This is a genomic window from Polaribacter sp., assembly GCF_024639685.1.
Taxonomy (GTDB): Bacteria; Bacteroidota; Bacteroidia; order Flavobacteriales; family Flavobacteriaceae; genus Polaribacter.
This window is the reverse complement of sequence record NZ_JAHEHX010000002.1, coordinates 49,187-63,630: the sequence shown is the minus strand read 5'-3', so window position 1 is coordinate 63,630 and position 14,444 is coordinate 49,187. Positions and strand designations below refer to the sequence as shown.

15 protein-coding genes, 1 pseudogene and 1 riboswitch are annotated in these 14,444 nt (G+C 31.2%); all 16 genes and pseudogenes read left to right on the top strand.

Going from position 1 to position 14,444, the window contains the following annotated elements:
* Window positions 1–18: 18 nt before the first annotated feature.
* The 16 genes and pseudogenes from Q0L44_RS01580 to cysM all read left to right on the top strand — a co-directional run bounded on the left by Q0L44_RS01580 (window position 19) and on the right by cysM (window position 14,254).
* Complete coding sequence (locus Q0L44_RS01580) at window positions 19–1,191, top strand: aminotransferase class I/II-fold pyridoxal phosphate-dependent enzyme (RefSeq protein WP_296634340.1); 1,173 nt, start codon at window positions 19–21, stop codon at window positions 1,189–1,191.
* Window positions 1,192–1,432: 241 nt separating this feature from the next.
* The gene (locus tag Q0L44_RS01575; RefSeq protein WP_296634704.1) at window positions 1,433–1,621 is read left to right on the top strand and encodes a BACON domain-containing protein; all 189 of its coding nucleotides are present in this window, start codon (window positions 1,433–1,435) and stop codon (window positions 1,619–1,621) included.
* A 99-nt stretch (window positions 1,622–1,720) separates the two neighbouring features.
* Window positions 1,721–2,521, top strand: a pseudogene (locus tag Q0L44_RS01570) (polysaccharide lyase family 7 protein); the annotation flags it as partial.
* A 29-nt stretch (window positions 2,522–2,550) separates the two neighbouring features.
* On the top strand, window positions 2,551–2,979 hold the full coding sequence (locus tag Q0L44_RS01565; RefSeq protein WP_296634338.1) for an Rrf2 family transcriptional regulator: 429 nt from the start codon (window positions 2,551–2,553) through the stop codon (window positions 2,977–2,979).
* On the top strand, window positions 2,980–4,212 hold the full coding sequence (locus Q0L44_RS01560; RefSeq protein WP_296634335.1) for an acyloxyacyl hydrolase: 1,233 nt from the start codon (window positions 2,980–2,982) through the stop codon (window positions 4,210–4,212).
* A 209-nt stretch (window positions 4,213–4,421) separates the two neighbouring features.
* A complete protein-coding gene (locus Q0L44_RS01555) occupies window positions 4,422–4,685 on the top strand; it encodes a DUF2061 domain-containing protein (RefSeq protein ID WP_296634333.1) in 264 nt (87 codons plus the stop codon).
* Window positions 4,685–5,299 carry a phosphoadenosine phosphosulfate reductase family protein gene (locus Q0L44_RS01550; protein ID WP_296634330.1) on the top strand — a complete coding sequence of 205 codons (615 nt, stop codon included), beginning with the start codon at window positions 4,685–4,687 and terminating at the stop codon, window positions 5,297–5,299. The genes Q0L44_RS01555 and Q0L44_RS01550 overlap by 1 nt, the downstream gene beginning before the upstream one ends.
* Before the next feature lie 11 nt (window positions 5,300–5,310).
* Window positions 5,311–6,216, top strand: a complete 906-nt coding sequence (gene cysD, locus Q0L44_RS01545; RefSeq protein WP_296634327.1) for a sulfate adenylyltransferase subunit CysD — start codon at window positions 5,311–5,313, stop codon at window positions 6,214–6,216.
* A 110-nt stretch (window positions 6,217–6,326) separates the two neighbouring features.
* The gene (locus tag Q0L44_RS01540; RefSeq protein ID WP_296634324.1) at window positions 6,327–7,574 is read left to right on the top strand and encodes a GTP-binding protein; all 1,248 of its coding nucleotides are present in this window, start codon (window positions 6,327–6,329) and stop codon (window positions 7,572–7,574) included.
* Window positions 7,575–7,660: 86 nt separating this feature from the next.
* On the top strand, window positions 7,661–9,763 hold the full coding sequence (locus tag Q0L44_RS01535) for a HEPN domain-containing protein (RefSeq protein ID WP_296634321.1): 2,103 nt from the start codon (window positions 7,661–7,663) through the stop codon (window positions 9,761–9,763).
* A gap of 5 nt (window positions 9,764–9,768) precedes the next feature.
* Window positions 9,769–10,539 carry a uroporphyrinogen-III C-methyltransferase gene (gene cobA, locus Q0L44_RS01530; RefSeq protein WP_296634319.1) on the top strand — a complete coding sequence of 257 codons (771 nt, stop codon included), beginning with the start codon at window positions 9,769–9,771 and terminating at the stop codon, window positions 10,537–10,539.
* A 9-nt stretch (window positions 10,540–10,548) separates the two neighbouring features.
* Window positions 10,549–11,124, top strand: coding sequence for a bifunctional precorrin-2 dehydrogenase/sirohydrochlorin ferrochelatase (locus Q0L44_RS01525; RefSeq protein WP_296634316.1), 576 nt, complete (start codon window positions 10,549–10,551; stop codon window positions 11,122–11,124).
* 15 nt (window positions 11,125–11,139) lie between these two features.
* Window positions 11,140–12,195, top strand: a complete 1,056-nt coding sequence (locus Q0L44_RS01520) for an NAD(P)/FAD-dependent oxidoreductase (RefSeq protein ID WP_296634314.1) — start codon at window positions 11,140–11,142, stop codon at window positions 12,193–12,195.
* A gap of 57 nt (window positions 12,196–12,252) precedes the next feature.
* The gene (locus Q0L44_RS01515; RefSeq protein WP_296634311.1) at window positions 12,253–12,582 is read left to right on the top strand and encodes a 2Fe-2S iron-sulfur cluster-binding protein; all 330 of its coding nucleotides are present in this window, start codon (window positions 12,253–12,255) and stop codon (window positions 12,580–12,582) included.
* Window positions 12,583–12,588: 6 nt separating this feature from the next.
* On the top strand, window positions 12,589–13,365 hold the full coding sequence (gene epsC / locus Q0L44_RS01510) for a serine O-acetyltransferase EpsC (RefSeq protein WP_296634308.1): 777 nt from the start codon (window positions 12,589–12,591) through the stop codon (window positions 13,363–13,365).
* Window position 13,366: 1 nt separating this feature from the next.
* The gene (cysM, locus tag Q0L44_RS01505) at window positions 13,367–14,254 is read left to right on the top strand and encodes a cysteine synthase CysM (protein WP_296634306.1); all 888 of its coding nucleotides are present in this window, start codon (window positions 13,367–13,369) and stop codon (window positions 14,252–14,254) included.
* 62 nt (window positions 14,255–14,316) lie between these two features.
* A riboswitch (SAM riboswitch) is annotated at window positions 14,317–14,441 on the top strand.
* The last annotated feature ends 3 nt before the right edge of the window (window positions 14,442–14,444 follow it).

Here is a 14,444-nt window from a genome sequence, read left to right as displayed (position 1 = left end):
ATTTCATAAAGATTATAAATGACTAAGAAAAAACATTTCGAAACAGAAGCAATAAGAAACCAAACTGAAAGAAGTCAGTTTTCTGAGCATTCTACGCCTTTATATTTAACATCTAGTTTTGTTTTTGATGATGCAGAAGAAATGAGAGCTTCATTCGCAGAAGAAAAACAACGTAATTTATACAGCAGATTTACAAATCCAAATACTAGTGAGTTTGTAAGTAAAGTGGTTGCTATGGAAGGTGCAGAAAGTGGTTACGCCTTTGCAACAGGTATGTCTGCAATTTTTTCATCGTTTGCAGCCTTGTTAAATGCAGGCGATCATATTGTTTCTTGCAGATCTGTTTTTGGTTCAACACACAGTATGTTCACCAAATATTTACCAAAATGGAATATTGAAACTTCCTATTTCAAGGTTGATGAAGTTGATTTGGTAGAAAGCCTAATTAAAGAAAATACAACGATTCTTTATATAGAAACTCCAACAAATCCTGCTGTTGATATTTTAGATTTAGCTTTAATTGGTAAAATTGCTAAGAAACATAATCTAATTTATATTGTTGATAATTGCTTTGCAACACCTTACATACAACAACCGATAAAGTTTGGAGCAGATTTGGTAATTCATTCAGCTACAAAATTAATGGATGGACAAGGAAGGGTTTTAGCTGGAGTTACAGTTGGTAAAGAAGATTTGATTCGTGAAATTTATTTATTTGCTAGAAATACAGGACCAGCTATGTCTCCTTTTAATGCTTGGGTTTTATCAAAAAGTTTAGAAACTTTAGCGATTAGAGTAGAAAAACATTGCGAAAATGCTTTGAAAGTAGCTGAGTTTTTAGAAGAAAATAAAAATGTTGATTTGGTAAAATATCCATTTCTAAAATCACATCCTCAGTATAATGTTGCTCAGCAGCAAATGAAATTAGGAGGTAATATTGTTGCCTTTGAAATTAAAGGTGGAATTGAAGCTGGTAGAAAATTCTTAGATAAAATTAAAATGTGTTCTTTATCAGCAAATTTAGGTGATACAAGAACCATTGTTACACATCCATCATCTACAACTCATGGTCGTTTATCAGAAGAAGACAGATTAGAAGTTGGTATTACAAACGGTTTGGTACGTGTTTCTGTAGGTTTAGAAAATGTGGCAGATATTATAGAAGATCTAACACAAGCTTTAAGCAACTAACATTTATTTACCTTGTAAATTAGCTCTAATTACAATTCATAAAATTTTAAGATGAAATTATTATAATTGGTTAACCAATTTTGTACTTTTACAAAAAAAATAAATTTAACACTATATCTATGAAATTTGTATTCAAATTAAGTTTGTTAAGTGTTGTGTTTTTTATCCTACAATCTTGTAGTTCATCAGAACCAGATAATGAAGTAATTATAGAAGAACAGTTGCTTTATCAACGCTAAATATCTTTTCAGCAGACCAAGAATCTCAGTCAGTTATAGTTACTTCAAATTTATACTGGTACACAGAATTAAATATGGATTGGATTACACTTTCACCAAGATTTGGAACAAATAATGGTGCTATAAACGTTACAGTGGCTAGCAATCCAAATTTCGAAGAACGAACAGGAACAATAACCGTTATTGGATGAAGTTACACAAAAAACCTTACTGTAACTCAAGAGGCAAAAGTAGATAATGGAGAAGTTTTAGATCCTAATAAATCTCCAGCACAAAATTTTGATTTATCTACTTGGAAGTTGAACACACCAGAAAATAATGGAAGTGGTTTTTCTAAAACTATTTCAGTAAGTGAAATAAATGGTGGTTATGAAGATAACAACTACTTTTATACGGGATCAGATGGTGGTTTGGTTTTTAAATGTCCTGTAGAAGGTTTTAAGACTTCAGCAAATACAAGTTATACCAGAGTAGAATTGCGAGAAATGTTAAGAGGTAATAACACAAGCATCAGTACTCAAGGGGTTAATAAGAACAATTGGGTTTTTGGAACAGCTCCAGAATCAGATAAAACTGCTGCTGCTGGTTATGATGGTGATATGAGTGCTACACTTGCTATAAATCACGTTACAACAACAGGAAGTAGCAGTCATATTGGACGATTAGTGATTGGACAAATACACGCCAATAGTGATGAACCTATTCGATTATATTATAGAAAGTTAAAAGATAACGCTTTAGGGTCTGTTTATTTTGCACACGAACAAACTGATGGTAATGGAAGTGAGCAATGGTACGAAATGATTGGAACTAGAAGTAATTCTGCTGCTAATCCTACAGATGGTATTGCTCTCAATGAAAAATTTAGTTACAATATAAACGTTGTTGGAGATGATTTGACAGTAACAATTTTAAGAGAAGGAAAAGATGATGTTGTAAAAACAGTAGATATGGTAAATAGTGGTTTTAATGTTGGTGGACAATATATGTACTTTAAAGCTGGAATATATCATCTGAATAATTCCGGAAATGCAGATGATTATGCTCAAGCTACTTTTTATGCCTTAGAAAAATCGCATACAACAAACTAGGTTAGCTAGAATTTGTTTACTTTAGAATCATGCTTTCTAAAAAAACAAAATACGGAATTAAAGCGCTGACCTATTTAGCAAAACAAGAGGAGAAAATGCCTGTTGCAATTGCTACAATATCTAAAAGTGAAAATATTTCTTTAAAATTTTTAGAAAGTATCTTACTTACACTTCGTAAAAATGGTTTGTTAGGATCTAAAAAAGGAAAAGGTGGTGGGTATTACCTGCTAAAAAATCCTGATGAAATTCTAATGACCACAATTATGCGAATTTTAGAAGGACCAATTTCTATGGTGCCTTGTGTAAGTTTAAATTTCTATGAAAAGTGCGATGATTGCCCAGATGAAAATGCATGTGCTGTTCATAAATTAATGATTCAAGTTAGAGATAATACTTTACAAATATTTAGAAATACAACTTTGGCAGATTTAACTTCTAATACATCTAAACAAGAATAGATGAATAGTAAAAAATCTTTCCTTATTTTAGTTGGTTTCCTCCTACTTTTTGGGAATAGAACTTACGCTCAAGATAATAACGAAAGCAAAACTAAGTTCACAGAATTTTTATCAAAATCTTATTATAGTATAAATTTTGGAGCTATTTTTTATCCTTTTTCAAATGATAATTTAATTGATGGTTTCAAAACAGAAACTTTTAGCAAGAATAGATTTTCTGGTAGAATGCTTTTGGGTCATAAAATTACAGATGACTTGTCAGCACAATTTGGAGTTATAAGACCAGCTTCTTGGTTTAAATATGATGATGTAAATAATATTGGTTATGATAGAAGTGTTTGGATTAATGCTTGGAGTCTATCTTTAAAAAATGACTTTAACCTTACTGATAAGGTATCTGTTTATGCAGAAGCAGGTATTGCAAATGTTACACGAATTGGTTTTTCTATAAACGACCAAGTAATTTACGAAGATGCACATTTTGCTAGTTTCTTATATGGATTTGGTTTACAATACTGGCTATCAGAAAAATGGCGATTATCTGCAAACGGAACTTTTATGCCAAAGTCAAACAAGTACAATCAGCCATCTATATCTCAAGCATCTTTGGGTTTTGAATATCATTTACAACAAGTAGATGATAGCACTGCAGAACAATATGCCAATAACGACTATTTCTTTCCAAAAAATATTTTTCAAATTAGTTATGGAACAGGAGCTTTGGGCTTTGGTATGAATGAGTTTTTCTCGATGAATGTAAAAGTAGGTAATTTTGAAAGTTTTGGAATCCCTGTTTTTTGGTTGGGTGATGTAAAAGCAGAACATGCATTTTCATTAACCTATCAAAGATTAATTTACAGATCAGAAAAGACCTTTTCTTTAGATTGGGGTGTAAGTGCAACCTATTTTCAATCACAAGAAGGTAAATCCGATGTGTTTGCTTTTTCTATTTTTCCTGTTCTACGTTTTTATTTATATCGTAATAAAAATTACGATTTTTATACCAATTACTCTATAATTGGTCCTGCTTTTATTTCAAAAAGTGATATTGATGGTTTTCAATCTGGACCTAAAATCACCTATCATGATACCATGGGTTTTGGAGTCTTCTTTGGTAAAGAAAGAGCATATAATTTTGAGTTGAGAATTATGCATTATTCAAATGGTAATATTTTTACAAGAAATGCAGGTGTTGCAGTACCTATTCAATTTACTTTAGGAAAGATTTTCTAATCCATTCTTAATTTTTTACCCAATTTTTCTTATCCAAATAGATTTTTAATATATAATATCTTTAAATAATTCTATTAAAATTTATTAATCTATAAAAACTATAGGGTTTATATAAAATTTAATATTAAAGTCTTATTATTTGAATATAATTCATGTATGTTTGCATACTCTACCAAATAGGTAGGGTAATAAAATGGACAATATTATAAATGATTTTAGACCAAGTTTTACTTTATAAGAAATCAGAAAGTAAAAGTTTTAAAGATGCTCAATCATCAGAAAAACCTTTAAGGAGTGTTATAAAAGCTTTGAGCTGGAGAGTTGTTGGTACATTAGATACGCTTATTGTTTCTTATTTGCTTACTGGAGAAATTGCTTTAGCAACCTCTATTGCTTCTATCGATTTTACAACAAAACTATTGCTCTATTTTTTTCACGAAAGAATTTGGAACAAAATAAAATGGGGAAAATAATGAACCTAGATATAGATGAAATTAATAAAGAATTAAAAGATAAAAGTCCATCAGAAATAATTTCTTGGGCCATTTCATTAGCTAAGAATGCAGTAATAACCACCAACTTTAGACCTTACGAAGTAGCTATTTTAAATGCGGTTACAAAGGTTGATAATAACATTAAAGTTATTTGGTGTGACACTGGTTATAATACAGTACAAACGTACAAACATGCAGAAGAAATTATTCAAAAACTGAATTTAAACATTCAATTATATTCACCAAAACAAACTGTTGCGCATAGAAATATAGTTTTAGGAGTGCCATCAATAGATGATGCAAGACATGCTTTTTTTACAGAGCAAGTAAAACTAGAACCTTTAGCTAGAGCAATGAAAGAACATCAGCCAGATGTTTGGTTTACAAATCTTAGAAAAGGGCAAACTGCATTTAGAAACAGTATAGATATTGTTTCTGTAAGCAAAGACGGAATTTTAAAAGTGAGTCCTTTTTACCATTGGTCAGATGAACAATTAGATGCGTATTTGGAAGAAAAGAATTTGCCTAATGAATTTACATATTTCGATCCAACAAAAGTAGAAAGCAACAGAGAATGTGGTTTACATATATAAAAGATATGATTATGAATCAAAACACAATACAAGTAGATGCTTTAGAAAGTGAAGCCATATATATATTTAGAGAAGTGCAAGCACAATTCGAAAAACCTGTGTTGCTTTTTTCTGGAGGTAAAGACAGTATCACTTTAGTACGTTTAGCACAAAAAGCATTTTACCCAGCAAAAATACCTTTTCCATTATTACACATTGATACTGGTCATAACTTTCCAGAAACTATAGAATTCAGAGATCGATTAGCAAAAGAATTAGGAGTAGAATTAATTGTAAGAAACGTACAAGACAATATCGATTCTGGGAGAGTAAAAGAAGAGTCTGGTAGGTATGCAAGCAGAAATATATTGCAGACAGAAACCTTACTAGATGCTATTGAAGAATTTGATTTTGATGCTTGTATTGGTGGTGCAAGAAGAGATGAAGAAAAAGCTAGAGCTAAAGAAAGAATCTTTTCTGTTAGAGATGATTTTGGTCAATGGGATGAAAAAAATCAACGACCAGAAGTTTTTGATATGCTAAATGGACGAATTGATTTAGGACAAAATGTACGCGTTTTTCCAATTTCGAACTGGACAGAATTAGATGTTTGGTCTTACATCAAACAAGAAGAAATAGATATTCCTTCTATCTATTTTGCCCATAAGCGTAAAACTTTTGTAAGAGATGGTATGATCTGGTCTGCAGCAGATGAAGTGGTTTATAGAGATGAAGAAGAAAAAGTAGTAGAAAGAATGGTAAGGTTTAGAACAGTGGGTGACATGAGTTGTACAGCAGCAGTTTTATCAGAAGCTAAAGACATCACAAAAGTGGTTGAGGAAATTAGAAATTCCTCCATTTCAGAAAGAGGTGCAAGAATTGATGATAAACGTTCTGAAGCAGCTATGGAAAAAAGAAAACAACAAGGATATTTCTAAAATTTTCTTTAGAAAATTTAGGCCTTAGCTTTTGACTTTTAGTCAATAGCCAAAAAAAAGAATACAAATTAAGCTAAAAGTAAAAAGCTAATAGCTAACAGCTAAAAAAAATGAAAGTATTAAAAATAGCAACAGCAGGTAGTGTAGATGATGGTAAAAGTACCTTAATTGGTAGAATTTTATACGATACAAAATCTCTTACAGATGATAAGTTAGAAGCTATAGAAGAAAAAAGTAAACAAAGAGGTTTTGATTATTTAGATTTCTCTTTGGCTACAGATGGTTTGGTTGCAGAGCGTGAGCAAGGTATTACAATTGATGTTGCTCATATTTACTTTTCTACGCCAAGTAAGAGTTTCATTATTGCAGATACTCCAGGTCATATAGAATATACAAGAAATATGGTTACAGGTGCTTCTACAGCTCAAGCTTCTATTGTTTTAATTGATGCTAGAAATGGAGTTGTAGAACAAACCTACAGACATTTTTTCATCAATAATTTATTAAGGATTAAAGATGTTGTAATTGCCATTAATAAAATGGATTTGGTTGATTATTCTGAAGAAAAATACAATATTATTAAAGGAGAAATTGAATATCTAGTTAGTAAAAGCGAATACAAAGGTCAGAGTTTAAACTTTATTCCTTTGTCTGCTTTAAAAGGTGATAATGTTGTTGAACCATCAGAAAATATGTCTTGGTATCAAGGTCAAACCTTAATGCATCATTTAGAAAGTTTAGATACTAAAGATATTAAAGATGAATCTCAAACACGTTTTCCTGTGCAAACAGTAATCAGACCAAAAACAAACGAATTTCATGATTTTAGAGGTTATGCAGGTAAAGTTTACGGAGGCGATTTAGAAATAGGTGAAGAGGTTGTTGTTTTACCATCAAAAACAAAGTCTAAAATAAAGAGCATTCACTTTTTTGATAAAGAATATGCCAAAGCAAAAAGCGGAAGTGCTGTAACAATTACGTTAGAAGATAATGTAAATGTTAGCAGAGGAGATATGTTAGTTAAAGTTACAGAAGAGCCCACAATTACCAAACAATTAGATGCTACCATTTGTTGGATGGATAAAGATCCATTGCAAATTTCTCAAAAATACTATATCAAACATGGTGTAAATGATGGGCAAGCCAAAGTAACCAATTTGTCTAGTATTATTAAAACAGATTTTTCTGGCATAGAAGAAAATCCTGATGCATTAGAATTAAATCAAATTGGAGATATACAACTAAAGCTGAGCAAACCTTTATTGGTTGACAGTTACAAAAAGAACAAATCTAATGGATCATTTATTCTAATCAATCCAAAAACGAATAACACAGTAGGTGTAGGTTTTATAAAATAAGAAAAGAAAAGAAGAAGTTTAAGAGAACTAAAGTTGATTAGAGTAGCTTTTCAACTTTATGCTACTATAATTTAAACAAAAGTGCCATGCAAAGTTTTAGAACAGAAATAGAAAATCCAATTGTAGAAAAAGATATTATAGAATTAGCAGATAAAATTGCAGCATTCAATAATTTACAAATTGATGAAGAAAAATTTAGAAGTTTACGTTTAGCAAGAGGCGTGTATGGTCAGCGTCAGCAGGGAGTTCAGATGATTCGTATTAAATTACCTTATGGTAAAGTTAAAAGTCATCAATTAAAGAGAATTGCAGATGTTTCAGATGAATATTCTAGAGGTAAATTACATATTACAACACGTCAAGACATTCAAATTCATTATGTAGATTTGAATAGAACTCCACAATTATGGGCAGAATTAGAAAGAGATAATGTAACTCTAAGAGAAGCTTGTGGTAATACAGTGAGAAACGTAACAGCATCAGAAACTGCAGGAATTGATATTAATGAACCTTTTGATGTTTCACCTTATGCAGATGCACTTTTTAGATTCTTTTTAAGAAACCCAATTTGTCAAGAAATGGGTCGTAAATTCAAGGTTTCATTTTCTGCTTCTGATGAAGATACAGGTTTATCTTACATGCATGATTTAGGTTTTATCGCTAAAATAGAAAACGGAATTCGTGGTTTTAAAGTGATGATTGGTGGAGGTTTAGGATCTCAACCAAGGCATGCAGATTTATTGTACGAATTTGTTGCTAGTGATAAAATTATTCCTCTAATGGAGGGTGTTTTAAGAATTTTTGATAGATATGGAGAACGTAAAAGTAGAGCCAAAGCTAGAATGAAATTCTTATTAAAAGAGATAAGATTAGATGCTTTTAGAGAATTAATTTTAGAAGAACAAAAAGCAATCGAATTTAAATCTGTAAAGATTGATGCTGATGCTTATAAGGTTTCAAAACCTGTTACTGTTGATGCTCCAAAAGTTGAAATTAAAGACCAAAAAGCGTTTGATTTATGGAAGTCTACAAACTTAATTCCACAGAAACAACAAGGTTTTGTTGCAATCGGAATTAAAGTTTTACTAGGTGATTTTTATACAGATAAAGCTAGGTTGTTAGCAGATTTGGTGGAGAAATATGCAGCAAGCGAAATTAGATTGTCTTTACGTCAAAATATTTTAATTCCATTTGTAAAAACAGATTTGTTGCCTTTCTTTTATCAAGAATTAAAGAAATTAGACTTTGTAGAAGCAGGTTATAATAAGGCTGTAGATATTACTGCTTGTCCAGGTACAGATACTTGTAATTTAGGTATTGCAAGTAGTACAGGGATTTCTGAAGAATTAGAAAAAGTAATCGCAAAAGAATATCCTCAATATTTAGAAAACGAAGATTTAGTTATTAAGATAAGTGGTTGTATGAATGCTTGTGGGCAACACAATATGGCTAATATTGGTTTTCAAGGCATGTCTGTTAGAACTCCAGAGAAATTAGTTGCACCTGCATTACAAGTGCTTTTAGGTGGTGGAAATTTAGGAAATGGTCAAGGTGTTTTTGCAGATAAAGTAGTAAAAGTGCCAAGCAGAAGAGGACCAGAAGCAATGCGTAGAATTTTAGATGATTTTGAAGCAAATGCAAATGGCTTGCAGTTTGTAGACTATTACAAACAAAAAGGTGAAAAGTATTTTTATAATTTCTTGAATGACTTGCAAGACACTAGCAATTTAACACAAGAAGATTTTATTGACTGGGGAAATAATGACGTTTATAAAAAGGAAATTGGAATTGGAGAATGTGCAGGAGTTGTGATTGATTTAATTGCAACACTATTTTTAGAAAGCGAAGAAAAGATTGATAAAGCCAAAGAATCATTTGTGAATTCTGTGTATTCAAGTGCTATTTATCATGCATATAGTTCTTTAGTGAATTCAGCTAAAGCAATGTTATTGGCAGAAAATATTAAAACAAACTCACAAGCAACTATTATTAAGCAGTTTGATGAATTCTATATTGCTTCAAACAAAATTAATATACAAGGTTCATTTTCTGATTTAATTTATCAGGTAAATAAATATGCTCCTAAAGAAGAATTTGCCAAGAAATATATTAAAGATGCTGAGGTGTTTTTAGAAAAAGTTAGAATTTTTAGAGAAGAATTTGTAGCCAAAGCTGAAGTTAATAATTAGAAATAATGAGTTTAATAACACCGAAATTAACTGTTGTTGGAGCTGGTCCAGGAGATGTAGATTTAATTACATTAAAAGCAATTAAAGCTTTAAAATCTGCAAATGTTGTTCTGTATGATGCTTTAGTTAATAAAGAATTATTGGAGTATGTAAATAAAAAGGCAGAATTGATTTTTGTGGGTAAAAGACGTGGTTGCTATAAATATCAACAAGAACAAATCAACGATTTAATTGTTGCTAGAGCAAATTCTCATGGACATGTAGTTCGTTTAAAAGGTGGTGATCCTTTTATCTTTGGAAGAGGTGCAGAAGAAATAGAATTCGCTGCAAGTCATCAAATAGAAGTTGCTGTTGTTCCTGGTATTTCTTCGTCTTTAGCAGTACCTGCTTATCAAAATATTCCATTAACAAAAAGAGGAAGTGCAGAAAGTTTTTGGGTAATTACTGGTACTACAAAAGAGCATAAAATTTCTGGTGATGTAAAATTAGCAGCAAAATCAAATGCAACAGTTGTGGTTTTAATGGGTATGAGTAAACTACCTCAAATAGTAGCATTATTTCAAAAAGAAGGAAAACAAGATTTACCTGTAGCTGTCATTCAAGAAGGAACAACTTCTAGAGAAAAAGTGGGTATTGGTTCAGTTAATACCATTTTAAATGTGGTTAAAGAGCAAGAGTTGTGTAATCCTGCAATTATTGTTTTGGGTAATGTTGTAAATCACAGAGCAATTTTACAAAGTGTACAACAAGAAAACACAAAGTCTATAGCTGTTTAGATATTAGAAATGGAAAGAAATAACTTATATCCCGTTTTTTTAAAAACTAAAAACCTAAACGTTTTAATAGTTGGTGGTGGTTTTGTGGCAGAAGAAAAATTAACATTTTTGTTAAAGTCAAGTCCAGATGCAAAAGTTTTAATGGTTTCACCAATGTTTAGAGATGGTACAATTGAATTGGCTAAAAAAGGCTGTGTTACTTTAGTGAAGGATGTTTATAAAAAAAAATATTTAGAAGGTAGACATATAGTGGTTGCAACAACAGATATTCCTGAAGTAAATGTTCAAGTTTGGAAAGATTGTAGAGCAGAAGCAAAGTTGGTTAATGTTGCAGATAATCCTCCCTATTGTGATTTTTATATGGGTGGAATCGTAACTAAAGGAAATGTAAAAGTGGCAATTTCTACCAATGGAAAATCGCCAACAACAGCCAAAAGATTACGTCAGTTTTTTGAGGAAGTAATTCCAGAAAACATAGATGATTTAGTAAAAAATTTAAATGAATATAGAAAAACCATCAAAGGAGACTTTGAAGAAAAAGTAGAAAAACTAAACGAATTCACAAAAAGTTTGGTTGAAAAATAAATAAGAATAAGAAAGATGATTACAACAGATATATTAATAATTGGAGCAGGTCCAACAGGATTATTCACAATTTTTGAAGCAGGTTTATTAAAACTAAAATGTCATTTAATTGATGCTTTACCACAACCTGGAGGTCAATGTTCAGAAATTTATCCTAAGAAACCTATTTATGATATTCCTGCTTATCCAGAGATTCTAGCAGGCGATTTAACAACAAAATTGTTAGAGCAAACTAAACAATTTAAACCTGGTTTCACCTTTGGAGAAAGGGCAGAAACAATCGACAAATTAGAAGATGGAACCTTTTTTGTAACCACAAATAAAGGCACAAAGCATCATGCGAAAATAGTTGCTATTGCTGGTGGTCTTGGGTCTTTTGAGCCTAGAAAACCATTAATTGAAAACCTAGCAAATTTTGAAGACAAAGGTGTTGAGTATATCATTAAAGAACCAGAATTATACAGAGATAAAAAGGTAGTAATTTCTGGTGGAGGAGATTCTGCTTTAGACTGGGCAATTTTCTTATCTGATGTGGCATCAGAAGTAACTTTAATTCATAGAAGAAATGAATTTAGAGGCGCTTTAGATTCTGTAGAAAAAGCACAAGAATTAAAAAATTTAGGTAAAATAAATATTATAACTCCAGCAGAAGTAAAAGGGGTTTTAGGCGATGATAAAGTAACTGGTGTAGTTGTAGAAAAGAAAGGTGAAGATGGCTTTATTATTGATGCAGATCATTTTATTCCGCTTTTTGGATTATCACCAAAATTAGGACCTATTGCAAATTGGGGCTTAGAAATAGAGAAAAATGCAATTAAAGTAAATAACGCTCTAGATTATCAAACCAACATTCCAGGAATTTATGCAATTGGAGATGTAAACACTTATCCAGGTAAATTAAAACTGATTTTATGTGGTTTTCATGAAGCAACATTAATGTGTCAAAGCGCCTATAAAAGAATTTATCCAGATAAAAAATACGTAATAAAATATACTACCGTTGGTGGTGTAGAAGGTTTCGATGGTACAAAGAAAGAAGCGCCAAAAGCAGTAATAAAGGCAATTGACTAATAGTTTGTTGTTAGATTTCCTTAAATTTGCAGACCATTCAAATAATTAAATAAAAAGATGCAAGACATCAATATAAAAATTACAGATAGAGAAGGTAAAACGCATGATATTGTTGCACCAACAGATATGTCTATGAATTTAATGGAGGTAGTTCGTTCTTATGAATTAGCAGAAGAAGGTACTATTGGTATTTGTGGAGGGATGGCTATGTGTTCATCCTGCCAATGTTATGTAAAGTCTGATCACGAAATGCCAGAAATGACAGATGATGAAGATGCAATGCTAGCTGAAGCTTTTTATGTGGAAGATAATAGCAGATTGGGTTGTCAAATACAAATTACACCGGAATTAAATGGTTTAGAGGTAGAATTAGCACCAGAAAGTTAAACTTTTATGAAACAAACAGAACAAATAATAGAACATAAAAAATCGACTGATTTTAAAAATTACAACATGTGCTTAAGAGATGCAGTTAAGGTTTTTACAAAACAGTTGATTAATGATTTATTTGATGAAAATCATCTTTCTGAAAATGGTTCTGATACTAAAAGAAAGTTCTTATTAATTTTAGATAGATTATCTGTAGATAAAGGAGAGGAATTATGGAATGCTTTTCAAAGTTCATTTACGGTTATAAGAAAGAAGTTAGATTTAGATGCAGAAGCAGCCAATAAAAATGATCCTGCTGCAAAGAGTTTAGAAGAAATCTACCTAGCTTATCCAGGTTTTTATGCAATTGCTGTATATAGATTAAGTCATCAATTATTACAGTTAGAGATTTCAATTTTACCAAGAATGATGAGCGAATTTGCTCATAGTACAACTGGTACTGATATTCATCCAGGAGCAGAAATAGGCGAGTCGTTTTTTATAGATCATGCAACTGGAATTGTAATTGGAGAAACCACTATTATTAAAAATAATGTTCAGATTTTTCAGGGAGTTACTTTGGGTGGAATTCAAGTAGAAAAGAGTTTGGCATTTACTAAAAGACATCCAACCATTGAAGATAATGTTATCATTTACGCAAACGCAACAATTCTTGGAGGAGATGTAATCATTGGCGCAAATTCTGTAATTGGTGCAAATGTTTGTGTTACAGAATCAATACCACTAAACTCAGTAGTTACAGTGCAAAAAGAAAATAATATTTTTCAAAAAAGAATTTAAAATGCAAACACAAAGTATCATAGATTTTGTAGGTAATACACCTTTGGTAGAAGCACAAAGTGTTTTTAAAAAAGAAGGAGTTACTTTACTTTTAAAATTAGAAGGTAACAATCCTGGAGGTAGTGTAAAAGATAGAGCTGCTTATTATATGATTTCTGAAGCCATCAAAAGAAAAAATATAAAGAAGGGAGATACTTTAGTAGAAGCTACAAGTGGTAATACAGGTATTGCATTAGCATTAATGGCAAAAGTTTTAGGTGTAAATATGGTAATTACCATGCCAGAAAATTCTACCATAGAAAGAGTAAAAACAATGAGAGCTTACGGCGCTGAGGTTATTTTAACTCCTGCAGATAAAGGTATGGAAGGTGCTATAGACCATGCCTTAAGCTTAAAATATAAAAAGGGTTATTTTAGATTAAATCAGTTTGATAATTTCGATAATCCTAAAGCACATTATAAAACCACAGGCCCAGAAATTTGGAGAGATACAGAAGGTAAAGTAACTCATTTTGTCTCGGCAATGGGTACAACAGGAACAATTACTGGTGTTTCAGACTTTTTAAAAGAAAAGAATGGTGAAATAACCATAATTGGAGCACAACCAAAAGATGGAGCAAGAATTCCTGGAATTAGAAAGTGGAAAAAAGAATACTTGCCAGCTATTTTTAATGCGAAAAAAATAGACCAAGTTTTAGAGGTAAGTGAAGAAGAAGCAAAAGCCATGACCATTCGTTTAGCTAGAGAAGAAGGTATTTTTTCTGGAATGAGTAGTGGAGGTTCTGTAGCTACTGCAATTAAAATAGCCAATTCAATAGATAAAGGAGTGGTTGTTGCTATTGTTTGTGATAGAGGAGATAGATACTTGTCTTCAGATATTTACGAATAAACTATAAAAAATAGAAAAAAGTTCGTTACTTTGTTTTTAATTTAGTTCATAAACTTATTAATACGTTATCACGAAAGGCAGAGGGATTAGACCCAATGAAGCTTTGGCAACCTCTCAAAAATGAGAAAGGTGCTACATTCTACAATCTATTTTGATATTTTATCAAATAGCTATTGACAGATAACAGAGA

Bases quoted from the DNA above. Each gene is read 5' to 3' on its own strand.
- Q0L44_RS01580 (WP_296634340.1), top strand. From the start codon at position 19: ATGACTAAGAAAAAACATTTCGAAACAGAAGCAATAAGAAACCAAACT.
- Q0L44_RS01565 (WP_296634338.1), top strand. From the start codon at position 2,551: ATGCTTTCTAAAAAAACAAAATACGGAATTAAAGCGCTGACCTATTTA.
- Q0L44_RS01560 (WP_296634335.1), top strand. From the start codon at position 2,980: ATGAATAGTAAAAAATCTTTCCTTATTTTAGTTGGTTTCCTCCTACTT.
- Q0L44_RS01555 (WP_296634333.1), top strand. From the start codon at position 4,422: ATGATTTTAGACCAAGTTTTACTTTATAAGAAATCAGAAAGTAAAAGT.
- Q0L44_RS01550 (WP_296634330.1), top strand. From the start codon at position 4,685: ATGAACCTAGATATAGATGAAATTAATAAAGAATTAAAAGATAAAAGT.
- cysD (WP_296634327.1), top strand. From the start codon at position 5,311: ATGAATCAAAACACAATACAAGTAGATGCTTTAGAAAGTGAAGCCATA.
- Q0L44_RS01540 (WP_296634324.1), top strand. From the start codon at position 6,327: ATGAAAGTATTAAAAATAGCAACAGCAGGTAGTGTAGATGATGGTAAA.
- Q0L44_RS01535 (WP_296634321.1), top strand. From the start codon at position 7,661: ATGCAAAGTTTTAGAACAGAAATAGAAAATCCAATTGTAGAAAAAGAT.
- cobA (WP_296634319.1), top strand. From the start codon at position 9,769: ATGAGTTTAATAACACCGAAATTAACTGTTGTTGGAGCTGGTCCAGGA.
- Q0L44_RS01525 (WP_296634316.1), top strand. From the start codon at position 10,549: ATGGAAAGAAATAACTTATATCCCGTTTTTTTAAAAACTAAAAACCTA.
- Q0L44_RS01520 (WP_296634314.1), top strand. From the start codon at position 11,140: ATGATTACAACAGATATATTAATAATTGGAGCAGGTCCAACAGGATTA.
- Q0L44_RS01515 (WP_296634311.1), top strand. From the start codon at position 12,253: ATGCAAGACATCAATATAAAAATTACAGATAGAGAAGGTAAAACGCAT.
- epsC (WP_296634308.1), top strand. From the start codon at position 12,589: ATGAAACAAACAGAACAAATAATAGAACATAAAAAATCGACTGATTTT.
- cysM (WP_296634306.1), top strand. From the start codon at position 13,367: ATGCAAACACAAAGTATCATAGATTTTGTAGGTAATACACCTTTGGTA.